This is a genomic window from Kineococcus sp. NBC_00420 (assembly GCF_036021035.1).
Classification (GTDB): Bacteria; Actinomycetota; Actinomycetes; order Actinomycetales; family Kineococcaceae; genus Kineococcus.
Window position 1 is genome coordinate 4,807,567 of the sequence record NZ_CP107930.1, and the last position, 24,639, is coordinate 4,832,205.

Genomic DNA, 24,639 nt, shown 5'->3' on the forward strand with positions numbered 1-24,639 from the left:
GGATCGACGGCGGGGGAAGTACGAGAGGGTCCTGGTGACCCGGGGGAGAAGCGCTCGGTGGAGAACAGCACGTACGTCCAGGTGCGGCGACGCACGATCGTCGCGGCGGTCCTGGCAGGGGTCGCCCTGCCGTTCGGGCTGACCGCCTGCCAGTCGGACGCCGACTCCGGCGCGGCCGGGAAGCCGTCCGCGAGCGGGACGCCGTCCGCACCGCCGGCCACGATCACCGTGACCCCGGCCGACCTGACCGGTGACGTCCGTCCGGACGCACCCGTCACCGTCACCGCGGCCGGGGGCAAGCTCACCGACGTCACCGTGACCGCGGCCGACGGCACCCCGCTGGCCGGTGCCGTGGACGCCGCCGGGACCACGTGGACCAGCAGCGCGGCACTCGCGCCGGCCACGGCCTACGCCGTGCACGCCGTCGCCACGAACACCGCGGGTTCGGCCGCGACGCGGGACAGCACCCTCACGACGTTGACCCCGACCGAGACAGCCTTCCCGGCCGTGGCGCCGCTGGCCGGTTCCGAGGTCGGGGTCGGGATGCCGGTCATCGTCACCTTCGACGCCCCCGTCGCCAAGGACAAGCGCAGCGTCGTCGAGCAGAACATGACCGTCACGGGGTCCCCGAACCCCGTCGCCGGGTCGTGGAACTGGCGTTCCGACACCAAGGTCGAGTTCCGGCCCGAGCAGTACTGGCCCGCGCACAGCACGGTGCACGTCGGCCTCGCGCTCGGCGCGATCGAGGTCGCCCCGGGCGTGTGGGGCAAGAGCCGCGACATCGACTTCACGATCGGCTCCGCGATGCTCAGCACCGTCGACATCGGCGCGCACACCCTCACCGTCACCCGCGACGGTGAGGTCCTCAAGACCATCCCCGTCACCCTGGGGCAGTCCGGCAGCGGCGGGCAGTTCGTCACCCGCAGCGGCACCAAGGTGATCATGAGTCTCGAGAAGTCCCGGGAGATGAACTCCGAGACCACCGGCATCGGGCAGGACGACCCGCGCTACTACAACCTCGACGTGAAGTACGCGATGCGTCTCACCAACTCGGGGGAGTTCCTGCACGCCGCCCCGTGGTCCGTCGCCTCGCAGGGCAGGGCGAACGTCAGTCACGGCTGCACGGGCATGAGCACCGAGAACGCGCAGTGGATGTTCCAGAACTCCAAGGTCGGTGACGTCGTGACCTACACCGGCAGCGACCGCGGCATCGAACCCGGCAACGGCTTCAACGTGTGGAACGAGACCTACGACCAGTGGCGCCAGGGCTCCGCGCTGACCGCCTGAGACGCCGCCGACTGTGGGCCCGTCGCTCCTGGCGGGCCCTCCTCGCGGTCGCCACCGTCGTGGCCGTGGTCGTCCTCGTGCACCGTCTGCAGGGGGCCGACCTGGGGGAGCGGCTGCGCTCCGCCGACCCCGGCTGGGTGACGATCGCCGCGATCGTCGCCGTCGTCCCCCTGCTCGGCAACGTCGCCTCCATGACGGCCCTCTCGCCCGTGCGGATCCCGGTCGTGCGGACCTGCCTGCTCTGGCTCGCGACGTCCTTCGTCAACCTCGTCACCCCGTCGAGCACCGGGGGGGTCGCGCTGACCGTCCGCTACCTGCAGCAGCGGGGCCTGCCGCTCGCGGTCGCGGCCACCACCATCGGCATCGTCCAGTCCACCTCGTTCGTCGTCACCGCGGTGCTCCTGCTCGGCTGCGTCCTCCTCGCGGGTCGCGAGCCCGAGGCCGGGGTGTCGCTGCCCTGGCCGGTCCTCGGCGGGGCGGTCGTGCTCGCGGGCGTGCTGTTCCTCGTCGTCCGCTGGTGGCCCCGCGCCCGGCGTCTCGTCGCCGAGAAGGTGGTCGAGCCGGTCCGGGCGGAATGGCCGGCGCTGCGCCGCGTCCTGACCCACCCGACCCGCGTCCTGGTGGCCCTGCTCGGACACCTGGCGGTGCCCCTGGGGTTCGCCTCCACCCTGCTCTGCTGCGCCCGTGCGGTCGGGGGAGACCCCTCGCTGCCCCTGCTGGTGCTCGTCGTCGTCGGGAGCTCCGCCGTCGCCGCCGCGATCCCCGTTCCGGGGGGCATCGGCGCCTCCGAGGCCTCACTGGCCGCGGGACTGGTGGCGTCGGGGCTCGACCCGGTGCCCGCTCTCTCCGCCGCGCTCCTCTACCGGGCCCTGACGTTCTGGCTCCGCGTACCCTTCGCCTGGGTCGCTCTCCTCTGGCTGCGGCGGCGCCGCGCGGTCTAGGGGTTCGGACCGTCGACGCACCGGGCGAGACGGTCCGCCCGGTGCGTCGACGGTTCCCACCCGGGCGGGCGGGATCAGCCGGTGAAGCTGCCCGTGTCGCCGACGTAGCGGGTGTGGTCCGCGGGGACCGGGTCGACCGCGGCACTCGCCACCTCGGCGGCGAACTCGGCGACGTCGTAGAGCTTGCCGGCGGCCTCCTTGCGGGTGGCCAGCGCACCGGGGTTGGAGCGTTCGAGCAGGGTGGCGGTGATGGTGCCCTCGATCATGTCCCCGGACACGACGACGAACTCGATCCCGCGCGCCTCGAGATCGGGGAGGAGAGCCCGCAGTGCGTCCTCTCCGGCCCGCTTGCTGCGCGCGACCGCTTCGTACTCCGGCATGGTCTCGGTCGTGTTGATGAAGTGCGCCTGGTGGCTGGTGACGAAGACGATGCGGGAGCCGGCGGCGAGCAGGGGGAGCGCGGTCTGCAGGACGCGCACCTGGGCGTCGCGGTTGAGCTGCATCGCGTAGTCCTCGGCCATGCCCTGTTCCATGCCGCCCGAGGCGTTGAGCACCAGCACGTCGAGACCACCGAGTTCGGCGCGGACCGTGTCGAACATCGCGGTGACGGAGGCGTCGTCCGTCAGGTCCGCGGCGACGGCGAAGGCCGTGGCGCCCGACTCGGTGAGCTGGGCGACGAGCTTCTCGGCGCGGACGGCCTTGTTGCGGTAGTTGATCACCACGGACGCACCCGCCTGAGCGAAGTACGTGACGGTCTGGGCGCCGATGCCGCGGGAGGAACCGGTGACGAGGACGCGCTTGCCGGTCAGGGTGTCAGGGGCGAGGGGGGAAGTCACGGGGGGAGAGCCTAACTGTTCGGTTCAACGGTTCGACGTGTCGAGGGACAGCAGAAGGGCCCCGAACCGTTCCCGGCTCGGGGCCCTTCGGTGGAGCTGATCAGCCGTGGGTCGTCTGCGACGTCCCGATGGCCGGGTTGTCACCCCGCTCGAGCTCGTCGGCGTGGGCGTTCTCGAGCTCACTGTGCTCGTCGTGGTGCGAGGCGGCCAGTTCCGTCGGGGTCACCGGCTCGACGCGGTCTTCGAAGTAGAACTTCGACAGCTGGCGCTGGATCTTCCCGTAGATCGTGTCCGGGTTCCCAGCGTCGACGCGGTCGTCGATCTCCATGGGGCGCGGGTTGTCGTGCTGGACCAGGGTCCACCGCTCCAAATCGGTCAACGGGGCGTGGACCTCGATGAACTCACCGTGGGGGAGGCGGACGATGCGCCCGGTCTCGCGACCGTGCAACGCCTTTTCGCGGTCGGCCCGCTGCAGGCCGAGGCAGATGCGCTTGGTGATGACGAACGCGAGGGCCGGGAGGACGAATACGGCGAGCCGCAGGAAGCGCGTGATGTCGTTGATCGACAACGAGAACATGTGGGCGATGATGTCGTTGCCGCCCGAGATCCACAGCAGGACGTAGAACGTCAGCGCCATCACACCGAGACCCGTACGGGTCGGCTGGTTGCGCGGCCGGTCCAGCAGGTGGTGCTCACGACGGTCGCCCGTCGCCGCCTGCTCGATCCAGGGGTAGACGACCGCCGCGAGGACCATCAAGCCGCAGATGACGAGAGCCATCAGGATGTTGAACGAGAAGGTGTGACCCCACAGCTGGAACTCCAGCCACCCCGGCATCAGCCGGACTGCACCGTCGGTCCAACCCATGTACCAGTCCGGCTGCGAACCGGCGGTGACGGGCGAGGGGTCGTAGGAGCCGTAGGCCCAGATCGGGTTGATCGAGACCAGCGACGCGATGAGGGCGATGACCCCGAAGACCAGGAAGAAGAACCCGCCGGCCTTGGCCATGTACACCGGGAAGAGGGGGAAGCCGACGACGTTGTCCTCGGTGCGGCCCGGGCCGGGGTACTGGGTGTGCTTGTGCACGACGACGAACATGAGGTGCACCGCGATGAGCGCGAGCATGATCGCCGGCAGCAGCAGGATGTGGATGGTGAAGAACCGCGGGATGAAGTCCGTCCCGGGGAACTCGCCACCGAAGAGGAAGAAGCTGATGTAGCTCCCGACCACCGGGATCGCGAGGATGATCGCCGACGCGATGCGGATACCGGTACCGGAGAGGAGGTCGTCCGGCAGCGAGTACCCGGTGAACCCCTCGCCGACGGCGAGGACGGCGAGCAGGACGCCGATGACCCAGTTGACCTCACGCGGCTTGCGGAACGCGCCGGTGAAGAACACCCGGCACATGTGCACGACCGTCGCGGCCACGAAGACCAGCGCGGCCCAGTGGTGGACTTGGCGCATCAGCAGTCCACCACGGACGTCGAAGGACAACCGCAGGGTGGACTCGTAGGCCTCCGAGACGTGCTGTCCCGTCAGCGGCAGGTAGATGCCGTTGTACGTCGTCTCGGCCGCGGACGGCTCGTAGAAGAACGTGAGGAAGGTGCCCGTGAGCAGCAGGATCACGAAGCTGTACAGCGTGATCTCGCCGAGCATGAACGACCAGTGGTCGGGGAAGATCTTGCGGGCGAACCCGTTGACGACCTTGCTCGCGCCGACGGTGTCGTCGGCGAAGTTCGCGACGCCACCGGCCGCCTTGTCGATGGTGCTCATCCGCGCTCCCAGAAGCTCGGGCCCACGGCTTCGTCGAAGCCGTCCGTCGCCACGAGGTACCCCTCGTCATCCACCGCGATGGGCAGTTGGGGGAGGGCCCTCTTGGCGGGGCCGAAGATCACCTTGCAGTCTTGCGTCAGGTCGAACGTCGACTGGTGACACGGGCACAGCAGGTGGTGGGTCTGCTGTTCGTAGAGGGCCACCGGGCAGCCCATGTGAGTGCAGATCTTGGAGTAGGCGACGGTTCCGTCGACCCCCCACTCTGCGGACTTCTGCGTCAGCAGACCCTCGTCCAGACGCATGAGCAGCACGGCCGACTTGGCCTTCTCGTTGAGGACCGACTCGGCGTTCTCGATGCCTTCGGGCAGCACGTGGACGACAGACCCGATGCTGACGTCCGCCGCACGGATGCGACCACCCTCGGGGTCCTTGACCAGGTGGGTGCCCGCTTCCCACATCGTGATGGAGAGCTTGTTGCCGGGCAGCGGACCCGTGTCGCGGAAGAAGAACACCGCGGGGATCGGGAAGAGTGCCAGCGCACCGACGAGGGTGTTGCGGATGAGCGGACGACGCCCCAGACCGGCCTCCGCGGTGCCCTCCTTGAGGATCCCCACGGCTTCGTCACGCTCGGCGGTGGTCCCGCGCTGGCGGTGACGGAGGTCGATGCGCTCGTCGTCGGGCATGAGGGTCTTGGCCCAGTGCACCGCCCCGACCCCGAGGGCGAAGAGGGAGACGAACATCGACAGGCCGATCGCCTTCGTCGACAGGCTGACCCGCTCGAAGCTGTCGTCGTACTTGATCGCGATGATCGAGACGATGATCCCGATCGTGCCGATCATCGAGAGGATCAGGAAGAAGGCGACCTGACGTTCGGCGCGCCGGGCGGCGGCCGGGTCGGTGTCACCCATGCGGTGCCGGTGCTCCGGCAGCCCCGGGTTGTCGAAGCGGTCGGGAACGCCGCCTGAGGGCTTGGCGAGGGTGGTGTTCGCCTGCCCGTGCGCCTCTTCGGCGCGTTCGATGTCGCTCATGCTCCCTGTCCGTCCGGTTCCTTCGCCTGTCGCTTCGCGGTGTTGCAGATGTCGCTCATCAGGACGACTTCATCCCCAACCAGACGGAGACGCCGATCAGGAGGCCGATGCCGCCGATCCAGGCCAGCAGACCCTCGGAGACCGGGCCGATGGAACCCAGCGTGAGGCCGCCCGGGTCCGGCCGCACGTCCTCGTTGGTCAGCCAGGCGATGATCGCCGTCTTGTCCTCGGTGCTGATGGTGTTGTTGTTGAAGACCGGCATCGACTGCGGGCCCGAGACCATGGCCTCGTAGATGTGCTTGGCGGAGACCCCGTCGAGGCTCGGCGCGTACTTGCCGGCCGTGAGAGCTCCACCCTTGCCGGCGAAGTTGTGGCACATCGCGCAGTTGGTGCGGAAGATCGCGGCGCCCTGCGCGAGCTGCTCCTTGCTGACCGAGCTGGTGTCGAGCTGCTCGTCCGTCGGCATGGCCGGGCCCGGGGCGAGGGAGGCGATGTACGCCGCCATCTGGTTGATCTGGTCCTGCGAGAAGCGGACCTTGCTCACCTCGGGGGCCTGGGCGCCCGACTGGGCCAACGGCATGCGCCCGGAGCCGACCTGGAAGTCGACGGCCGCGGCGCCCACGCCGATGAGGGAGGGGCCGGGGTTCTTGCCCTCGACCACGCCGCCACCCTGCGCGTTGAGCCCGTGGCAGGTGCTGCAGTTGGCGAGGAACAGCTTCTTGCCCGCCTCGACGTCGTCGGCCGACGCGGTCGCGGTGGTCGCCTGCGCGTCGCGCGGGGCCACCGCGGCGTACAGGCCGCCGACGAGGAGGAGCGCCAACGCGATCAGCACGACGACGGCCATCGGGTGGCGCCGCCGGGCGCTGAGTGCGGTGAGGGTCCTGGTCACGGTGCTGGTGCTCGCTTCCTACGGGGCGTTCGGACTGCGGGAACTGCGCTGGCGGTCGGGCCGTTACTTCAGGATGTAGATGATCGTGAACAGACCGATCCACACGACGTCGACGAAGTGCCAGTAGTACGAGACGACGATGGCGCTGGTCGCCTCCTGGTGCCCGAAGCGCTTCACCGCGAAGGACCGGCCGATGACCATGAGGAAGGCGATCAGACCGCCGAAGACGTGGATGCCGTGGAAGCCGGTGGCGAGGATGAAGACCGAGCCGTAGGCGTTGGTGGCGATGGTCAGACCCTCGTGCGCGAGTTCTGCGTACTCGAAGACCTGACCGGCGACGAAGAGCGCTCCGAAGATGTAGGTGAGGACGAACCACTCCTGCATGCCCCACTTGGAGAGCTGGTGGAGCTTGCCGAGGCGGCGCGGCTGGAAGCGCTCCGCGGCGAACACCCCGAACTGGCACCAGAACGACGAGATCACGAGGATCGTCGTGTTGACGCTGGAGAACGGCACGTTCAGCAGCTCGGGTCCGGACTCCCAGAGCGCCGGGGCCACCGACCTGATCGTGAAGTACATGGCGAACAGGCCCGCGAAGAACATGAGCTCGCTCGACAGCCACACGATCACGCCGACCGACACCATGTTCGGTCGGTTCACGGACCCGTGGGCCGGACTCGGGGTACTGCTCTGGACAGCCTGTGCACTCGCCACGCGCACAATCATGCCCCACCCGTTTCCGCTTCGCTGCCCGGCCCACCGACAACGTGTCGTAGATCTCCGTTGGGCCGGTCGGGGGAGGTTCGCCACGGGGTGTGCGCAGGTCGTGCGGAGGGTGCGGATCCTGCGTGGAGCAGGGCGTCCGGGCCGCGCGACGGCGTCCACCGCCCCCTGAGGTCACGGAACGGTCTCGATCTGGGGACCGCGTGTCCGGCGCGTCGGCAGGTGGGCCCGCCCGTTCCCGCGATCAGTAGGGTTCGGGTCGCCGCGTGCTCGAGCGCGGCGCTCGATCGTGTCGACCCAGGGAGCCAGGACCAGCCATGACCACCCCCGCCGCACCCACGTGGTCCGGGCTGCTGACCGAGCTGATGGCCGGTCGCGACCTCGCCCTGGAGCAGGCGTCGTGGGCCATGGACCAGGTGATGCGCGGCGAGGCCAACGACGTCCAGCTGGCGGGCTTCCTCGTGGCCCTGCGCGCCAAGGGTGAGACCAGCGCCGAGCTGACCGGGCTGGCCGAGGCCATGCTGAGCCACGCCGTGCCGTTGGAGGTCCCCGGCCCGATCGTCGACCTCGTCGGCACCGGTGGGGACCGCGCGCACACGGTGAACATCTCGACCATGGCCTCGCTGGTGCTCGCCGGAGCCGGCCACCGCGTCGTCAAGCACGGCAACCGGGCCGCCTCGTCCTCCTCCGGCTCCGCCGACGTGCTCGAGGCGCTCGGGGTCCGGCTCGACCTGCCGCCGCAGCGGGTCGGCCAGCTCGCCGTCGAGGTCGGGATCACGTTCTGCTTCGCCCAGGTCTTCCACCCCGCCATGCGCTTCGCCGCCGGTGCCCGCAGCGGCCTCGGGGTCCCGACGGCCTTCAACGTCCTCGGCCCGCTGACCAACCCGGCGCGGGCGGGTGCCTGCGCCATCGGGGTCGCCGACCGCCGGATCGCCCCGCTCGTGGCCGGCGTCCTGGCCGGCCGGCGGACCTCGGCGCTGGTCTTCCGCGGCGAGGACGGGCTCGACGAGCTCACGAGCACGGGGCCGGCCCGGATCTGGGTCGTGAGCGGCGGCCAGGTCACCGAGACGGTGCTCGACGCCGTCGCAGAGCTCGGGCTGGCGCCGTCGACGCTGGCCGACCTGCGCGGCGCGGACGCGGCCTACAACGCGGGCGTGGCCCGCAGCCTGCTCGCGGGAGCCCGGGGTCCGGTGCGCGACGCCGTCGTCCTCAACGCGGCCGCGGCGATGGTCGCGGCCGGGGTGCGGGCCGCGGGCTCCACCGCCGTCGACCCCGCGCCCGCGCTCGTCGACCACCTCGCCGAGGGGATGCGGCGGGCCGAGGCCGCGCTGGACTCCGGCGCGGCGGCCGACGTGCTCGACCGGTGGGTCCGCGCCAGCGCGGCCTGACTCCCGGGCGCCCCGCGGTGGGGGTCCCTCGGTCGAAACCGTCCCTCAGTCGAAACCGAGGGCGAAGGCCGTCTCGAGGTCGTGCTTGGAGTAGGCGCGGAAGGCGATGTTCGTCGTCGTGCTGACGACGCCGTCGACCCGCGCGATCCCGCCGGCGATGACGTCGGCCAGCCGGTCGTGCTCCTGCACGCGGACCATGACGACGAGGTCGACGTCCCCGGTCACCGAGTAGACCTCGCTGACCCCGTCGAGGTCGGCGAGCGCCTGCGCGACCTCGGGGATGCGCCGGCCGTCGCACTGGACGTTGACGATGGCGGTGATCACGCGCCGAGACTACTCGGGCTGCCCCGGGCGCAGGTGGTACCGCGCCCAGCCCGCGCCGCGCACGGGTGAGGCCCAGGGGCGCCGGTCGTCCTCCTCGACGCTGACCAGGCGCACCCCCGGTTGCTCGAGCCAGCCCAGCAGCAGGTCGGTCTCCTCCACCAGCAGGCCGCTGCGGGCGGCGTCGGGCGCGGGGACGGCCTCGCCGGTGGCCCGCAGGGCGGCGATGTGCGGCATCGGGTCGGCCCCCCGCGGGGTCACGCACGTCCCGGCGAGCCGGCCGTGACGGATGAGGACGACCTCCCAGCCGCCGTTGCGCCAGCCCGGCGTCGCGACGCTGCGCCGAGCCGCGACGATCTCGGGGGCCGAGGCGATCGGCGCGCGACGCTGGGAACGGTCGGCGGCGTGCAGGAACGCCTCGAGGCGGTCCCGGGCCCCGGCGGCCTCCTCGTAGCGCTGCTGCTCGGTGAGGAGCTGCAACCGGTCCCGGCCGCGGGTGAAGGTCGTCGTCGCGTCGTGGTGCATCGCGTCGCGGACGGCCGCGACGACACCGGCGTAGGACTGCGCGTCCTGCCCGCCGCGTCCGGTGCCCAGGCAGGGCGCGCCGCAACGACCGATCTCGAGCAGGACGCAGGCGCCCGGGCCGTCCTGCGTAGGGTTCTTCGGGATGCGACGGGTGCACTGGCGCAACGGGTGGGCGTCGTGCAGGGCCTCCACGGCGAGCTCGGCGGTGCGGGCCGAGCGGAAGGGGCCCAGGTAGTCGCCACCGTCCTCGCGCCGTTGCCGCACCAGCGACAGGCGGGGCCAGGCGTCGGTGGTGAGCTTGACCCAGGTCACCTTCTCCGGGGTCTTCGACCGCCGGTTGTAGGGCGGGGCGTGCTCGGCGATGAGCCGGAGTTCGCGCACCCTCGCCTCCAGCGGTGTCTCGCAGACCACCGGGACGACGCTGGTCGCCGCCCGGACCATCTCGGTCATCCGCGGACGCGTCTCCGAGGCCGTGAAGTAGGACGACACCCGCCGGTGCACGTCGACGGACGTGCCGACGTAGAGGACCCGCCCGGCGGCGTCGCGGAACTGGTAGACCCCCGGGGCCGAGGGCAGCCCGACGGCGAGGTGCTTCTTCTCCCGGCGTGCCTTGCTGACGACCGTCGCGGCGAACGCGGTCAGGTCCTCGATCGTGTGGACGCCGCGGTTGCCGACCCGCCCGAGCAGCGCGTGCAGGACGTCGACCGTCGCGCGGGCGTCGTTGAGGGCGCGGTGGTCCGGGGTGGTCACGGTGCCGAACAACCGGGCCAGCGAGCCGAGCTTGTTGTTCGGGGCCTCGTCGCGGTCGACGAGCTGACGGGCCAGGACGACGGTGTCCACCACCCGCGGCTTCGGCCAGTCGCGGTCGGTGAGCCCGCAGGCGGCGACGAGGAACGAGACGTCGTAGCGGGCGTTGTGCGCGACGAGGACCGCGCCGCGGTCGAAGCCGGCGAACTCCAGGAACGCGGGGAGCGCCTGCCGCAGCGTCGGCGCCGAGGCGACCATCCGGTTCGTGATCCCCGTGAGGACCTGGACGAAGGCGGGGATGGGGGAGGTCGGGCGCACCAGGGTCTGGAACTCGCCGAGGACCTGGCCCCCGCGGACCTTCACCGCGCCGATCTCGGTGATGCCGGCCTCGGCCGGGGGGCCACCGGTCGTCTCGAGGTCGACGACCACGAAGGTCACGTCCGCCAGCGGCCGGCCCAGGTCCTCGAAGCTGCTCTGGAAGCTGGTGGTGCCGCTGGACATGGGGGGACCGTAGGCGCCGGGCCCGACACGACCGCGGCGCGACACGCGCAGACCGCCCTCCGCGGTGGTCGGCCGGCACGCCGCTCCGTCGGGCGCTGCGGTGCCCACGGACCTCCCCCGGCCCGCTGACCTGGTCGAACGCCCGTTCGAGGGGTCGTGTCGGAGGGCAGTGCTGGGATGCGGAGCACCGGCCGCTGGGGCCGGTCCCGACGATCCGGAGGTCACCCGGTGCTCATCGACTGCGACAGCTGCACGGTCCGTCCGCAGGCGTGCTCCGAGTGCGTCGTCTCGGTCCTGCTCGGACCACCGGGGGACGCGGTGCTCGACGTCGACGAGCTCGGGGCGGTGGAGGTGCTCGCGGCCTCCGGGCTGGTCCCCCCGCTGCGGCTGGCGACCCGGCGCGAGGCGGGATGATGCCGAGGTGCGTCCCGTCCCGTCGTTGCCACGACGGCTCTTCCTCCTGGCGCCCCCCGTCCTCGCCGGGTGCTCCGCGCGGCCCACGGCCCCCGTAGCCGACGGCGTCCAGCAGGTCCTCGCCGCCCGCGGGGCCGCGCTGGTGGCCGGTGACCTCACGGCGGCCGGTGCGGGCTACGACCCCGCCGAGCGCAGCGCCGTGCGCGTCCTCGACGCCCGGGCCGTGCGCGCCGGACTGCGCGAGTGGGCCGTCAGCGGGCTCGACGACGCTGCCGCGGGCGTCGCGGGGACCCTCCGGGTCCGCGTCGAGGGCGAGGGGCGGGCCGTCGCCGGCGCCTTCCGGGCCGGCTGGGACGGTCGGCTCCGCACCTCCACCGCGGGGACACCGCAGCCGTGGGACCTCGGTGACGTCGAGGCCCGGGTCGTCGGGGGCGGGGTCGTCCTCGTGCTCGACCTCGCCGCCGGTGAGGTCGCCGACCAGGTCGCGGCCGACCTCCCCGACGCCACGGCGCGCGTCGACGCCGCCTGGGGCGGGGACTGGCCCCGGGGGACGGCGGTCGTCGTCCTCCCCACGGCCGCCGAGGTCACCCGGTTCGCCGGACGCGACCCCTCCGGGCGGCTCGATGCCGTCGCCGTGGGCCTCGACGCCGACCTGCCCGACGGTGCCCCGGCCGGGGTCCGCGTCGTGCTCTCGGTGGAGCGCTTCACCGCGCTGAGCCCGCTGGGGCGCAGCGTCACCCTCACCCACGAACTCGTCCACGTCGCGACCCGGGCGACCCCCCGCGCCGCCGGTGCCGTGGTGCCCACCTGGCTGACCGAGGGCTACGCCGACCACGTCGCCCGCCTGCGCCGTGACGTCGCCGCGACGGCGCTCGCCGCCCCGCTGCTGAGCGCGGACGGCGTCCCGCAGGTCCCCGACGACGCGGCGTTCCGCAGCTCGGAGCCGGCGGTGCTGCAGCTCGCCTACGCCGCGGCGTGGACGCTGGTGACGTCGGCGGCCCGGGTGGCGGGGACGTCGGCGGTGACGGCGCTGCTCCGCACGGTGCTGGCCGGGACGGACCTGGAGGCCGCCTGCCGGCAGGCGCTGGGCCGCTCGTTCGCGGACGTCGTCGAGACCTGGCGCGCCGACGTCGCGAGCGACCTGGTGGGGTGGGGGCCGTGAGCACGCTCGTCGTCACCAACGACTTCCCGCCGCGGACCGGGGGGATCGAGTCGTTCGTCCACGCCGTCGTCCGCCGCCTGCCCGCCTTCGGCGACGGCGACGCGGCCCGGGTCGTCGTGCACACCGCCCGCCAGCGGGGTGACACCGCCGTGGACGCGGAGCTGGCCGCGCGGGGGATCGTCGTGGTCCGCGACCCGTCCCCGCTGATGGTGCCCACCCCGGGCATCGTGCGGCGGGTGCAGCGCACGGCCCGCGAGCACGACGCCGACCGGGTCTGGTTCGGGGCGGCGGCCCCGCTGGGGCTGATGGCGCCCGCGCTGCGCACGGCCGGGGTGCGGCGCACGGTCGCGACGACGCACGGCCACGAGGTGTGGTGGTCCAGCCTGCCCGGATCCCGCTCGGCCCTGCGCCGGATCGGGGAGGGCAACGACACCGTCACCTACCTCGGCGACTGGTGCCGCTCGCGCATCGAGCGACCGCTCACCGTCGCCGCGAGGTCCCGGATGCGCCGGCTCACCCCGGGCGTCGACGCGGAGGTGTTCCGTCCCGACCCCGCGGCCCGGGAGCGGGTGCGCGCCGAGTTCGGCCTGGGGCAGCGCCCCGTCGTCGTCTGCGTCTCGCGGATCGTCGCCCGCAAGGGCCAGGACGTCCTGGTCCGGGCGCTCCCCGAGATCCGGCGGCGGGTGCCGGGCGCGGCGCTGCTGATCGTCGGCGACGGTCCGCACCGCGGGGCGGTGGAGGCGCTCGCCCGGCGCTCGGGGGTGTCCGGGGACGTCGTCTTCACCGGGTCGGTCCCGTGGGACCGGACGCCGGAGTACTACGCCGCCGGTGACGTCTTCTGCATGCCGACCCGCACCCGCCTCGGCGGGCTGGAACCCGAGGCCCTCGGCATCTGCTACCTCGAGGCCGCCGCCTGCGGGTTGCCCGTCGTGGCGGGGGACTCCGGGGGAGCCCCGGACGCCCTCCTCGACGGGGTGAACGGTCACGTCGTCGACGGCCGCTCCAGCGCTGAGGTGGCCGCCGCGGTCGCTGGCCTGTTGCAGGACAGGAGGACCGCCGAGGCGTTCGGTGCCGCGGGACGCGAGTGGGTCAGCCGTCGCTGGGGCTGGGAGGAGCAGGCACGTCGACTGGCCGACCTGCTGGCCGGGACCGACGTTCCGCCCGACCCGGCGGAACGGCGGGACTGAGCGCGCCCGAGGACGCGGCCACGGCGAGCAGCAGCAGGGCCCCGACGAGCCAGAACTGGTTGTAGAAGGCCTGCTTGTTCACCAGGTTCGCCACGAACAGGACGGCCGCGCACCAGCTCAGCAGGCCGGCCAGGCCGACCGCGCGGCGGCGCAGCGTCACCACGGCCGCACCCAGGACCGCGAGGACGACCACCCCGACGACGGCGATCGGCAACTGCACGCCGGCCTCGTTGAGCACGAAGGTGTAGAGCGTGTCGGCGAAGCGCAGGGGGGCGAGGTCGAGCATCGTCGTGACCGTGTCGTGCCGGAAGTCGCCGAACCCGGCGACGATCCAGGGCGCCATGAGCAACCCCGCCCCGCCGGTGGCGACCGCCGTGCGCCGCCAGCCGAAACGGGGCCAGACCGCGAGGAGCGGCAGCAGGGCCACCACGTGCTGCTTGCTGGCCAGCGCCACCGCGAGCGGGACCACGGCCCACCAGGCACGCCCGGTCCGCACCAGCAGCGCCCAGCCGGCGAGACCGACGAGCACCGTGGGTTCCGTCCAGGCCTGCTCGATCAACGTCCCGGAGCCGGGAGCGAGCAGCAGCAGCGCGGCCGCCGCGACCGCCGGCCGGCGCCAGCGGCCCAGCGCACCGACGCAGAGGGCGCTGACCAGCACGAGGACCAGCAGCGCCCAGCGCACGTCCCCGGCGAGCCAGCGACCCGGGGCCGTGAGCACCGCCGTCCACGGCAGGTACGCGAAGGCGTCGGTGATGCCGGGGGAGCCGACCCAGGTCTGGGCGTACATCGACTTCCCCGCCGCCATCGCGTCCGCGGACTGCTGCAGGATGACCCAGACGTCGATGCGGGGCGCCGGGTCGCCGACGATCACCAGCGTGCCCGTGCCCACGGCCCCGACGACCCCCGCGAGCACCGCCAGTCGCCGGCTCGCCCCGCTGCCGGGCAGCAGCAGCCCGGCGACGACGAAGCAGCACACCCCGAGCACGATGCGGACCAGCAGCTGCCCCGCGTCGTCGAGGTAGCTGAAGGCGGGGACGCCCAGGTTCACCAGGCCGACGAGCGCCAGCAGGGCGGAGGGCACCCACCCGCCCGCTGCGCCGTCCCGTGCCTCCCGAGCCTCGCGGTCGTCGCGTGCCGTCCACGCCAGCCCCACGACCAGGGCGGCGATGACGACGTAGCCGGCGACGATCCACCACCGGTAGCGCACCACGCTGTGGGTGGCCAGGGCCATCAGCCCCGTCCACGCCACGAGCGTGGACGCGTCGCGACGGCTCATCGAGTGGATCACGAGGAGTAGAGGGCCTCGACCTGGTCGGCGAGGTCCTTCAGGACCTCCGACCGCTTCACCTTGAGGGAGGGGGTCAGGTAGCCGTTCTCCACGGTGAAGTCGTCGGCCAGCACCCGGAACTTGCGGATCGACTCCGCCCGGCTGACCGACTCGTTGGTCCGGTCGACGGCCTTCTGCAACTCCGCCAGCACCTCCGCGTCGGTGCGGGCGGTCGCGAGGTCGAGACCGGGTCGGCCGTGGTTGGCGCCCCAGCCCGGCAGCGCCTCCTCGTCCAACGTCAGCAGGCAGGCCACGAAGTGGCGCCCGTCGCCCACGACGACGGCCTGCGAGATCAGCGCGTGCGCCCGCAGCCGGTCCTCCAGTGCGGACGGCACGACGTTCTTGCCGTTCGCGGTGACGATGATCTCCTTCTTGCGCCCGGTGATCCGCAGGTAGCCGTCATCGTCGAGGGTGCCGAGGTCGCCGGTGCGGAACCAGCCGTCGGCGAAGGCCTCCCGGGTCTCCTCGGTCCGTCCGCGGTACTCGTGGAAGACCCCGACCCCGCGGGCCAGGATCTCGCCGTCCTCGGCGATCGTGATGTCGGTGCCCGGCAGGGGGAGCCCGACCGTTCCGACCTTGATCTTCGAGGGGCGGTTGACCGTCAGCGGGGCCGTCGTCTCGGTGAGGCCGTAGCCCTCGAGCACGACGAGGCCGACGCCGCGGAAGAAGTGCGCGAGGTGCTCACCCATGGGCGCACCGCCGGAGACGGCGTACTCGACGCGGCCCCCCATGAGCGTGCGCAGCTTGGAGTAGACCAGGCGGTCGAAGACGCGGTGGCGCACCCGCAGCGCCACCGACGGGCCGCCGGTGTCGATGGCCCGCGACCACGCGTCCGCGGTGAGCGCGGCCTGCTCGAAGATCCGCGCCCGGAACCTCCCGCCGGAGGCGGCGCGCTGCTCGGCCCCGTTGAAGACCTTCTGGAACACCCGCGGCACGGCCAGGATGAACGTGGGCCGGAACCCGGCGAGGTCCGGCAGCAGGTCCTTGGCGTCGGCCGTGTGGCCCATCCGGATCCGGCTGACCAGGCACAGCGCCTGGATGAAGCGGGCGAAGACGTGGGCCAGCGGGATGAACAGCAACGTCGCCGCGTCCTGGCGGCGCAGCACCTCGGGGATGGCCTCGTCGGCGTTGCGGGCCAGGTCGAGGAAGTTGCCGTGGGTGAGCAGGCAGCCCTTGGGCCGGCCCGTCGTCCCGGACGTGTAGATCATCGTCAGCGGGTCGCCCGGACGGGCCAGCGAGCGGGAGTGCTCGACGTCGGCGTCGCTGACGTCCTCGCCCGCGGTGCGCAGGTCGGCGACGGCCCCCGACTCCAGCGTCCAGACGTCGCGCAGGGCGGGGAGGCGCTCGCGGACGGAGGCGATCCGGCCCGCGTTCTCGGTCGTCTCCACGACGGCGGCCACGCAGCCGGAGTCGGAGAGGATCCACTCGATCTGCTCCGGGGAGCTCGTCTCGTAGACGGGGACGGTCACGGCCCCCGCGAACCAGCCGGCGACGTCGAACAGCGTCCACTCGTAGCTGGTCCGGCCCATGATCCCGATCCGGTCGCCGGGGTGGATGCCCGCGGCCAGCAGGCCCTTCGCGATCGCGGTGACGTCGGCGAGGAACTCCTGCGCCGTGATGTGCTGCCACGTGCCGTCCGCACCCTTGCGGCTCACGCTGACGTGCCGGGGGTCCTGCCGCGCGGTGTCCACCACGCAGTCGGTCAGGTTGCCGGTCGTGGCGGGCTGGACGAGCGGTGGCTCGCAGCTGCTCCGCACGCTGGTTCCTCCTCGCATCGCTCCCGGGCCGCCGTGCTCGCGCGGTGCGCGGACGTCCGGGCGCCGCCGTCTCCGTCGGCGGTGCGACGACCCTACCCGCGAGGGGTCCCCGCCCCGGCGCGACGTCACCGCGACACCCGCACGGAGCAGCGGGAGGGGTTCAAGGTCGGGGCCGGGGGTGTCGATGCGTGCAGGTGTGAACGACGAGCAGGTGCGACCGCTCCCCGTCGGGGACCTCCACGGCTTCGCGCCGCTCGACGACCAGGGCCTGCTGCCGGCCCCCCGGCACGCCGGTCGCGACACGACCCGCACCAGCGCCGCGTTCGGCGCGGTCGAGGTCGGCCCGCCGGTCAGCCGGCTCGCGCACGAACCCGTCGCGGCGCCCGCACCGGCGGGTCCCGTCGTGGCGCGCGCCGAGCGCTGCCCCTCCTGCGCCGCCCGGGTCCGCCCCGAGCAGGACTGGTGCTCCCTCTGCCACGCCTCGTTGCTGCCCGCCCCCGCGCCGGTGGTGATCGCGCCGGTGGTGACGGCCGCGCCCGTGCGCCGTGAGCTCCCGCCCGCACGGGTCGTCGAGGACGAGGACGGTCAGCTCGCGCTGGACTTCGAGCAGCCCCGGCCCGCCGCGCCGGCCGTCGACGAGGCCGAGGTCGAGCGGATGCTCGGTGCCCTCGCCCGCACCGACGTCAAGGGACCGCGCGGCCTGCAGAGCCGGCAGGCGAAGATCGCCGTCGCCGTCGGGGGCGGCCTCGGCCTGACGGCCTTGCTGCTCGGTGGCATGACCGCCCTGGGAGTCGTCCTCGGCTGAGGCGCGGGACCGGCACGGGTCACCCGCACGCACCGGGTAACCTCGCCGGGGCTGCACGTTCGGGCAGCCGCCCCGGTCGCGGGGCCGACGTCGCAGGGAGAACCGCACCGGCATGGTCGAGCAGCGCGCCGAGACGCACCACCACGACGCCACGAGCACCGGCAACGCCGTCGGTGTCGACATCGGGGGGACGAAGATCGCCGCCGGGGTCGTCGACCACCGCGGCGAGATCATCGCCCAGACCCGCCGGGAGACCCCGGCCCTGCACCCCGAGGCCATCGCCGACGCCGTCGCGGACGCGATCGCGGAGCTGGAGACGACCCACGAGTTCGGTCCCGTCGGCGTCGCCGCGGCCGGTTTCGTCGACGCCGCCCGGCGCAGCGTCGTCTTCGCCCCGAACCTCGCCTGGCGCGACGAACCCCTCGCCGACCGCCTGGAGTCCCGCGTGGCGCGCCGCGTCGTGGTCGAGAACGACGCGAACGCCGCCGCGTGGGCGGAGTACCGCTTCGGTGGCGGTCTCGACGAGGAGGGCAACGCGGTCGCCGACCTCGTCATGCTCACGCTCGGCACCGGCCTCGGGGGCGGGATCGTCTCCGGCGGTCTGCTGCAGCGCGGGGCCAACGGTGCCGCCGCCGAACTGGGTCACGTCCGCGCCGTCCCCGGCGGCCGGGCCTGCGGGTGCGGGAACTCCGGCTGCTGGGAGCAGTACGTCGCCGGGAACGCCCTCGTCCGCGACGCCCGCGACCTGCTCCGCTCCGGCGACGCCGACGGTGCGGTGTTGCTGCGCGAGGTCGGTGGCGACCCGGACGCGGTGACCGGTCCCGTCATCACCCGCCTCGCCCAGGCCGGTGACCCCGGCTGCGCGCGCCTGCTCGCCGACGTGGGCCGCTGGTTGGGCGAGGCCGTCGCGAGCTTCGTCGCGATGCTCGACCCCGAGGTTGTCGTCATCGGTGGCGGCGTGTCCAGCGCCGGTGACCTGCTGCTGGCCCCGGCCCGGGTGAGCCTGGCGGAGAACCTCTCCGGCCGGACCCACCGCAAGCCGCCGCCGCTGCGCACGGCGACGAAGGGCAACGACGCCGGGATCATCGGCGCCGCCGACCTCGCCCGGGTCTGACGGACGACACCCCTGCGATCGGGAGCAGAGACATGGCCGCACCCCGCACCCCGCGCCCGCCCCGCCGTCGGCGCGCACCCGACCCGCGACGGGTCGCGCTGCAGCAACGGCTGCGCCAGCAGACCCGCCGGGTCTTCATCGGGGACGGGCCGGCCGTCGGCGTCGACATCGGCGGGACGAAGGTCGCGGCGGGAGTCGTCGACGGCGAGGGCAACGTCGTCATGCAGTTGCGGCGCGACACGCCCACGACCAGCCCGCAGGGGGTCGAGGACACGATCGCCGAGGTCGTGGAGGAGCTCGCCGCCCACCACGACATCGTCTCCGTCGGCATCGGGGCCGCGGGTTTCGTCGACGCCGAACGCGCGACGGTGCTCTTCGCGCCGCACCTGGCCTGGCGCCACGAACCGTTGCGCGAGGCCGTCGAACGACGCATCCGCGCCCGGCTGGGTCGGCGCATCGGCCGGCGCACGATCGTCGAGAACGACGCCAACGCCGCCGCCTGGGCCGAGTACCGCTTCGGGGCCGGCCAGGAGGAGTCGCGGCTCGTCTGCGTGACGATGGGCACGGGCATCGGCGGTGGGATCGTCAACCAGGGCCGCGTGGTCCGCGGCCGCTACGGCATCGCCGGTGAGTTCGGGCACATGATCGTCGTTCCCGGTGGCCACCGCTGCGAGTGCGGCAACCGCGGCTGCTGGGAGCAGTACGCCTCGGGCAACGCACTGGTGCGCGAGGCCCGGGAGCTCGCCCGGTCGAACTCGCCCGTCGCGCACACATTGCTGGAACTCGCCGGGGGCGATCCCGAGGCGATCACCGGCCCGCTCGTCACCGAGGCCGCCCGGGCCGGCGACCCGGCCGCGGTGGAACTCTTCGAGGACGTCGGCCGCTGGCTCGGCATCGGTGTCGCGAACCTCGCCGCCGCGCTGGACCCGGGGACCGTCGTCATCGGGGGTGGGGTCTCCGACGCGGGTGAGCTCCTGCTCGGCCCCTGTCGCGAGGCGTTCCGCCGCACCCTCACGGGGCGGGGTTTCCGTCCCGAGCTCACGATCGCCCGCGCCAAGCTCGGCCCGGCGGCGGGTCTGGTGGGTGCGGCGGACCTGTCCCGCGGCTGGGGCTGATGGCCTGCCCGGGTTCCGTCGGGCGCCCTGTCGCCCGGATGCGGGTGGCGACGTTCAACGTGCGTGAACTGCTCGACGACACCGTCGCGCTGCGCGACCTGCTGCGCACCGCGGCGGCCGACGTCGTGTGCCTGCAGGAGGTCCCCACGTTCGGTCCGGTCGCCCACCGCCTCGGCGACCTCGCCGCCGACACCGGCCTGTGGCTCGCGGCGTGGGGTCGGGCCGGTGCGGGGACGGCGGTACTCACCGCCGCCCGCGTCGACGTGCGGGCCGGCGCGGTGCGGGAACTGCCGACCGCCCGCTGGCGGGGGCGCAGGCCGGTGCGGCGCCGGGGAACCGCCGAGGCCGTCGTCCGCGTCCCGCTGGGTGGGGGGTGGTCGCGGGAGGTGCTGGTGCGCAGCGTCCACCTCGGCCTGGAGGCCGGGGAGCGTTCCGACCACGTAGCCCGGCTGCTGCCCGCGACCCCCGTCCCGGGGTCCTGCGGGCCGTGGTCCGACGCGCCCCTGGTGATGGCGGGGGACCTCAACGAAGAACCCGGCGGAGCGGTCCACCAGCGGTTCTCGACGGTGCTCGCGGACGCGGCCGAGGTCGCGGGCCGCCCCTTCCCGACCTTCCCGGCGCGGGCACCGCGCAGGCGGCTGGACCTGGTCCTCGTCGATCGCCGGCTGAGCGTCACCGGGGTCAGCACCCCGCCGGGGAACGCGGCCGCAGCCACCGACCACCTGGCGGTCGTCGCCGACCTGCTCGTCCCGGCCGGTTGAGGACGGGTCTCAGACCACGGCACCGTCGTCGTCGTCATCGTCCCGCGAGCCGGGAAGACGGATGACCAGGGTCGCGAACCCGGCCACGAACACCCCCGCGGTGATCGCGGTCACGAGCTGCGGGACGTCGTTCCAGCCCAGCGCCACGACGAGCAGGAAGAGCGGTGCGCCGACGACGGCGATCCACGCGGCCCAGCCCAGGAGGTCGCGGGGGAGAGGCTGTGGTTCGGCGGGGACGAAGCGTTCCTCGGAGGAGGACCGCAGTTCGACCGGCTCGTCGTCGCGCCGGCGGGGGGTTGCGAACCACTCGGGCGTCGGGACGTCCTCGTGGGGGGGCGGAGGGAGCGGAGTGACCGGGCGGACCAACCGGGGCTCGGGGCGAGGCGCCTCGCCGGCCTGGGCGTCGTCCTCGTCGGCCGCGGGGCTGGTGTCGCTGGTGTCCCCGGCCGACGTGTCGGTCCTCGACGTGGCTTCCTCACCCCAGTGCGCGACGATCAGCGCGAACGCCGCATCGACGTCGAGGGGACCGGATCCGTCGTCCGGGGTTCGAGGCACACCCCAATGGTGTCACGGGTGACCCGGGGTGGTCGAGGTTTCGGCGTGGCGCGCGCCGGTCCGTTCGCTAGGGTCGGCGATCACCGATCGGGCGACGAAGGACGAGGGGGGCCGGTGCCGCGCTTTCCCGTCCTGTACTGGCCGATCAAGCTGCTGGTCGCGGAACCGCTGGTCACGGCCGTGTTCCGGCCCTGGGTCCGCGGGCTCGAGAACGTCCCCACCGACGGTCCGGCGATCCTGGCCAGCAACCACCTCTCCGCCGCGGACACCGTGCTGCTGCCGACGGTGGTCCAGCGGCGGGTCACCTTCATCGCCAAGGCGGACCTGTTCACCGGCCGCGGCGTGCGCGGCCGGCTCACCAAGGGCCTCATGCACGGGATCGGTCAACTGCCCGTCGACCGTTCCGGGGGCCGGGCGTCCTCGGCCGCCATCGCGGGGGCGGTGCGCGTCCTGCAGGAGGGCGACCTCTTCGGCATCTACCCCGAGGGGACGCGGTCACCGGACGGTCGCCTCTACCGCGGCCGCACCGGTGTCGCCCGCATCGCCCTCGCCTCGGGTGCCCCGGTGATCCCGGTCGCGATGATCGGCACGGAGGACCTGCTGCCGACCGGCCGGAGGCTGCCCCGGATCCGGCGCGTCGGCGCCGTGTTCGGGGAGCCGCTGGACTTCTCCCGCTTCGCCGGTCGGGGGGACGACCAGCTCGTCGTCCGCTCCGTCACCGACGAGATCATGTACGCGATCCAGAAGCTCTCGCGCCAGGAGTACGTCGACGCCTACGCCGAGCGCAGCCGGCTGCGCAGCGAGCTGTCCCGCAGCACCGGCGTCCCCGAACCGCCGAGCACCGCCACCGGCGGTCCGGGCGGGCGCGCCGCCCCGACCGGCGACGCGCCGGGGCCGGACGACGCGCAGCACTAGACCCGCGGTGGCAGAGTTCCCTCCGGACGGACGACAGGCACGTCGGCGAAGGCGCCGAGGACTGGAGAACGCACGATGCGGGTCGGGATCCTCACCGGGGGCGGCGACTGCCCCGGACTGAACGCGGTCATCCGGGCGGCGGTGCTGGCCGGGACGCAACGGCACGGGATGGAGTTCGTCGGGTTCCTCGACGGCTGGCGCGGGGTCCTCGACGGGGACACCGTTCCCCTCGACGAGGAGACCGTCAGACCGCTGCTGACCATCGGCGGCACGATCCTCGGCTCCTCGCGGACGAACCCGCTGGCCGACGGCGTCGACGACGGCGTCGCCCGGGTCCGCAAGCAGCTGACGGCGCTCGAGGTGGACGCGCTGCTGGCCATCGGCGGCGAGGACACCCTCGGCGTCGCCACGGCCCTGCACGCCGCGGGCATCCCGGTCGTGGGCGCCCCCAAGACCATCGACGACGACCTGTCGGCCACCGACGCGACGTTCGGGTTCGACACCGCGGTGCAGACCGCCGTCGACGCCTGCGACCGCCTCGCCACCACCGGCGCGAGCCACCACCGGGCGATGATCGTGGAGGTGATGGGCCGTCACGCCGGCTGGATCGCGCTGCACACCGGGATGGCGGCCGGCGCGCACGTCACGATCCTGCCCGAGGAGGATCCCGACCTCGACGCCGTCGCCGACGTGACGCGTTCCGTCCTGGCCCGCGGTCAGGCACCCCTCATCGTCGTCAGCGAGGGCGCGAAGGTCCACGGCGAGGAAGCCGCGAAGAACGCCCCGCGGGACGCCTTCGGACACGCCCAGCTCGGCGGGGCCGGCGACGCCTTGGAGCACGAGCTCCTCGCCCGCGTCCCGGGGTTGTCGACGCGGGTCACCGTCCTGGGCCACCTGCTGCGGGGCGGGACCCCGTCGGCGGCCGACCGGATCCTCGCGACGCGGTTCGGGCTGTCGGCGATCGAGGCGCTCGCGAGCGGGAACCTGGGCACGATGGCGTCCCTGCACGGGGTCGAGGTCCACCAGGTGCCGCTGGCCGAGGCCACCGGGGTGTTGCGCACGGTGCCCGACGCGCGACGGGCCGAGACGGCCGGCGTCCGGTGGTGACGCTCGGTCACGAGTGTGGCAACCCCACCCCGCGGGGGGTGCGACACTTGCCCGCGTGAGCACTCCCACGACGACGAACTCCGCGGGTCTGTCCAGCATCACGTGGCCCGACCTGCCCGCCGCCCAGCAGCCGCAGTGGCCGGACGCCGCCGCGCTGGCCGAGGTGCACGCGGAGCTCGCGTCGTATCCGCCCCTCGTCTTCGCGGGGGAGTCCGACCAGCTGCGCGGTCAGCTGGCCGAGGCCGCCCGGGGCGAGGCGTTCCTGCTGCAGGGCGGGGACTGCGCCGAGACGTTCGCCGGCGCCACGGCCGACGGCATCCGCCGCCGGCTGAAGACGATGCTGCAGATGTCCGCCGTCCTCACCTACGGGGCCAGCCTGCCGATCATCAAGGTCGGTCGCATGGCGGGGCAGTTCTCCAAGCCGCGCTCCAGCAACGACGAGACCCGCGACGGCGTCACGCTTCCCGCCTACCGCGGCGACGCCGTCAACGACTACGCGTTCACCCCCGAGTCGCGGATCCCCGACCCGCAGCGACTGCTCCGCGCCTACCACACGTCCTCCGCGACGCTGAACCTCATCCGGGCGTTCACGACCGGTGGGTACGCGGACCTGCGCAAGGTCCACGAGTGGAACCGCGGCTTCGCGGCCACCGCGGCCAACGCCAAGTACGACTCCCTCGCGCACGACATCGACAAGGCCATGAAGTTCATGGCGGCCTGCGGCGCTGACTTCGACGCCCTGCAGACCGTCCAGTTCTGGTCCAGCCACGAGGCGCTGCTGCTCGACTACGAGCGTCCGCTGACCCGGACCCTCGACGAGGAACCGCCGCTCAGCGGTCCCGCCGCCGAGGACGTGCGCCAGGGCGGTCCCTACGACGTCGCCGCGCACATGGTCTGGATCGGGGAGCGCACCCGTCAGCTCGACGGTGCGCACGTGGACTTCGCCGCGAAGATCCGCAACCCCATCGGGATCAAGCTGGGGCCGAAGACCTCCGTCGACGACGCGCTCGCGCTCATCGACAAGGTCGACCCCTACCGCGAACCGGGCCGGTTGACGTTCATCACGCGCATGGGCGCCTCGACGATCCGCGAGGCCCTGCCCGCCCTCGTCGAGGGGGTCACGAAGTCCGGCGCCCAGGTCACCTGGGTCTGCGACCCGATGCACGGCAACACGATCACCTCGACCAGTGGGTACAAGACCCGTCGCTTCGACGACGTCGTGGACGAGGTCCGCGGGTTCTTCGAGGTCCACCAGGCCCTGGGCACCGTGCCCGGCGGCCTGCACGTCGAACTCACCGGGGACGACGTCACCGAGTGCCTCGGTGGGGCCATGGAGATCGACGACGCGGCGCTGGCGACCCGCTACGAGTCGCTGTGCGACCCGCGGCTGAACCACCAGCAGTCGCTGGAGCTCGCCTTCCTCGCGGCGGAGATGCTCTCCAAGCGCTGACCGTGCACGACGAAGG

The 24,639-nt window shown here is 73.2% G+C and carries 23 protein-coding genes; 13 read left to right on the forward strand and 10 right to left on the reverse strand.

Annotation, left to right across the window (positions count from 1 at the left end; genetic code table 11):
• Positions 1-57: 57 nt before the first annotated feature.
• Together OG218_RS23515 and OG218_RS23520 are read left to right on the forward strand one after the other, a co-directional pair.
• Positions 58-1,287: a L,D-transpeptidase gene (locus tag OG218_RS23515; protein ID WP_328295642.1), complete on the forward strand. Its 1,230-nt coding sequence runs from the start codon at positions 58-60 to the stop codon at positions 1,285-1,287.
• A complete protein-coding gene (locus tag OG218_RS23520; protein WP_328295643.1) occupies positions 1,257-2,228 on the forward strand; it encodes a lysylphosphatidylglycerol synthase transmembrane domain-containing protein in 972 nt (323 codons plus the stop codon). Before OG218_RS23515 ends, OG218_RS23520 begins: the two co-directional genes overlap by 31 nt.
• A gap of 74 nt (positions 2,229-2,302) precedes the next feature.
• Here OG218_RS23520 and OG218_RS23525 read toward each other — a convergent pair whose 3' ends face one another.
• The 5 genes from OG218_RS23525 to ctaE form a co-directional block, all read right to left on the reverse strand.
• A complete protein-coding gene (locus OG218_RS23525; protein WP_328295644.1) occupies positions 2,303-3,064 on the reverse strand; it encodes an SDR family oxidoreductase in 762 nt (253 codons plus the stop codon).
• Between the two features lie 100 nt (positions 3,065-3,164).
• Positions 3,165-4,835 (reverse strand): cytochrome bc1 complex cytochrome b subunit, encoded by a 1,671-nt coding sequence (gene qcrB, locus OG218_RS23530; RefSeq protein WP_328295645.1) that lies wholly within the window; start codon positions 4,833-4,835, stop codon positions 3,165-3,167.
• A complete protein-coding gene (qcrA, locus tag OG218_RS23535; RefSeq protein WP_328295646.1) occupies positions 4,832-5,863 on the reverse strand; it encodes a cytochrome bc1 complex Rieske iron-sulfur subunit in 1,032 nt (343 codons plus the stop codon). The genes qcrB and qcrA overlap by 4 nt, the downstream gene beginning before the upstream one ends.
• Positions 5,864-5,921: 58 nt before the next feature.
• On the reverse strand, positions 5,922-6,707 hold the full coding sequence (qcrC, locus tag OG218_RS23540) for a cytochrome bc1 complex diheme cytochrome c subunit (protein WP_442906550.1): 786 nt from the start codon (positions 6,705-6,707) through the stop codon (positions 5,922-5,924).
• Positions 6,708-6,815: 108 nt separating this feature from the next.
• Positions 6,816-7,475 (reverse strand): aa3-type cytochrome oxidase subunit III, encoded by a 660-nt coding sequence (gene ctaE, locus OG218_RS23545; RefSeq protein WP_380157032.1) that lies wholly within the window; start codon positions 7,473-7,475, stop codon positions 6,816-6,818.
• Positions 7,476-7,789: 314 nt separating this feature from the next.
• Between ctaE and trpD the strand changes: the two genes are divergently transcribed.
• Positions 7,790-8,860: an anthranilate phosphoribosyltransferase gene (gene trpD, locus OG218_RS23550; protein WP_328295649.1), complete on the forward strand. Its 1,071-nt coding sequence runs from the start codon at positions 7,790-7,792 to the stop codon at positions 8,858-8,860.
• 45 nt (positions 8,861-8,905) lie between these two features.
• Here the strand turns inward: trpD and OG218_RS23555 are convergent, their stop codons facing one another.
• Together OG218_RS23555 and OG218_RS23560 are read right to left on the reverse strand one after the other, a co-directional pair.
• Positions 8,906-9,184: an Lrp/AsnC family transcriptional regulator gene (locus OG218_RS23555; RefSeq protein WP_328295650.1), complete on the reverse strand. Its 279-nt coding sequence runs from the start codon at positions 9,182-9,184 to the stop codon at positions 8,906-8,908.
• Positions 9,185-9,193: 9 nt separating this feature from the next.
• Positions 9,194-10,954 (reverse strand): DEDD exonuclease domain-containing protein, encoded by a 1,761-nt coding sequence (locus OG218_RS23560; protein ID WP_328295651.1) that lies wholly within the window; start codon positions 10,952-10,954, stop codon positions 9,194-9,196.
• Positions 10,955-11,182: 228 nt separating this feature from the next.
• On the opposite strand from OG218_RS23560, the gene OG218_RS23565 reads away from it, so the two are divergent.
• The 3 genes from OG218_RS23565 to OG218_RS23575 are packed head-to-tail and all read left to right on the forward strand — an operon-like array spanning position 11,183 to position 13,717.
• Positions 11,183-11,368 carry a hypothetical protein gene (locus tag OG218_RS23565; protein WP_328295652.1) on the forward strand — a complete coding sequence of 62 codons (186 nt, stop codon included), beginning with the start codon at positions 11,183-11,185 and terminating at the stop codon, positions 11,366-11,368.
• A 7-nt stretch (positions 11,369-11,375) separates the two neighbouring features.
• Complete coding sequence (locus OG218_RS23570; RefSeq protein WP_328295653.1) at positions 11,376-12,530, forward strand: hypothetical protein; 1,155 nt, start codon at positions 11,376-11,378, stop codon at positions 12,528-12,530.
• Positions 12,527-13,717, forward strand: coding sequence for a glycosyltransferase family 4 protein (locus OG218_RS23575; protein WP_328295654.1), 1,191 nt, complete (start codon positions 12,527-12,529; stop codon positions 13,715-13,717). Before OG218_RS23570 ends, OG218_RS23575 begins: the two co-directional genes overlap by 4 nt.
• On the opposite strand, the gene OG218_RS23580 is transcribed toward OG218_RS23575, so the two are convergent.
• Both OG218_RS23580 and OG218_RS23585 read right to left on the reverse strand, forming a co-directional pair.
• Positions 13,620-14,993, reverse strand: coding sequence for a hypothetical protein (locus OG218_RS23580; RefSeq protein WP_328295655.1), 1,374 nt, complete (start codon positions 14,991-14,993; stop codon positions 13,620-13,622). The two genes, OG218_RS23575 and OG218_RS23580, sit on opposite strands and share 98 nt — an antisense overlap.
• Positions 14,994-15,001: 8 nt before the next feature.
• Positions 15,002-16,801: an AMP-dependent synthetase/ligase gene (locus OG218_RS23585; protein ID WP_328295656.1), complete on the reverse strand. Its 1,800-nt coding sequence runs from the start codon at positions 16,799-16,801 to the stop codon at positions 15,002-15,004.
• Positions 16,802-16,997: 196 nt separating this feature from the next.
• Between OG218_RS23585 and OG218_RS23590 the strand changes: the two genes are divergently transcribed.
• The 4 genes from OG218_RS23590 (at position 16,998) to OG218_RS23605 (ending at position 20,596) form a co-directional block, all read left to right on the forward strand.
• The gene (locus tag OG218_RS23590) at positions 16,998-17,606 is read left to right on the forward strand and encodes a hypothetical protein (protein ID WP_328295657.1); all 609 of its coding nucleotides are present in this window, start codon (positions 16,998-17,000) and stop codon (positions 17,604-17,606) included.
• A 112-nt stretch (positions 17,607-17,718) separates the two neighbouring features.
• Positions 17,719-18,720, forward strand: a complete 1,002-nt coding sequence (locus OG218_RS23595; RefSeq protein WP_328295658.1) for an ROK family protein — start codon at positions 17,719-17,721, stop codon at positions 18,718-18,720.
• A gap of 32 nt (positions 18,721-18,752) precedes the next feature.
• On the forward strand, positions 18,753-19,835 hold the full coding sequence (locus OG218_RS23600) for an ROK family glucokinase (RefSeq protein ID WP_328295659.1): 1,083 nt from the start codon (positions 18,753-18,755) through the stop codon (positions 19,833-19,835).
• 44 nt (positions 19,836-19,879) lie between these two features.
• On the forward strand, positions 19,880-20,596 hold the full coding sequence (locus tag OG218_RS23605) for an endonuclease/exonuclease/phosphatase family protein (RefSeq protein ID WP_328295660.1): 717 nt from the start codon (positions 19,880-19,882) through the stop codon (positions 20,594-20,596).
• A gap of 9 nt (positions 20,597-20,605) precedes the next feature.
• Here OG218_RS23605 and OG218_RS23610 read toward each other — a convergent pair whose 3' ends face one another.
• Positions 20,606-21,151, reverse strand: a complete 546-nt coding sequence (locus tag OG218_RS23610; protein WP_328295661.1) for a hypothetical protein — start codon at positions 21,149-21,151, stop codon at positions 20,606-20,608.
• Between the two features lie 114 nt (positions 21,152-21,265).
• Here OG218_RS23610 and OG218_RS23615 point away from each other — a divergent pair, with 114 nt between their 5' ends.
• From OG218_RS23615 to OG218_RS23625, 3 genes are all read left to right on the forward strand, one after another.
• The gene (locus tag OG218_RS23615; protein WP_328295662.1) at positions 21,266-22,066 is read left to right on the forward strand and encodes a lysophospholipid acyltransferase family protein; all 801 of its coding nucleotides are present in this window, start codon (positions 21,266-21,268) and stop codon (positions 22,064-22,066) included.
• A 75-nt stretch (positions 22,067-22,141) separates the two neighbouring features.
• Positions 22,142-23,173 carry a 6-phosphofructokinase gene (locus OG218_RS23620; RefSeq protein WP_328295663.1) on the forward strand — a complete coding sequence of 344 codons (1,032 nt, stop codon included), beginning with the start codon at positions 22,142-22,144 and terminating at the stop codon, positions 23,171-23,173.
• A gap of 55 nt (positions 23,174-23,228) precedes the next feature.
• Positions 23,229-24,623 (forward strand): class II 3-deoxy-7-phosphoheptulonate synthase, encoded by a 1,395-nt coding sequence (locus OG218_RS23625; protein ID WP_328295664.1) that lies wholly within the window; start codon positions 23,229-23,231, stop codon positions 24,621-24,623.
• Positions 24,624-24,639: the final 16 nt, after the last annotated feature.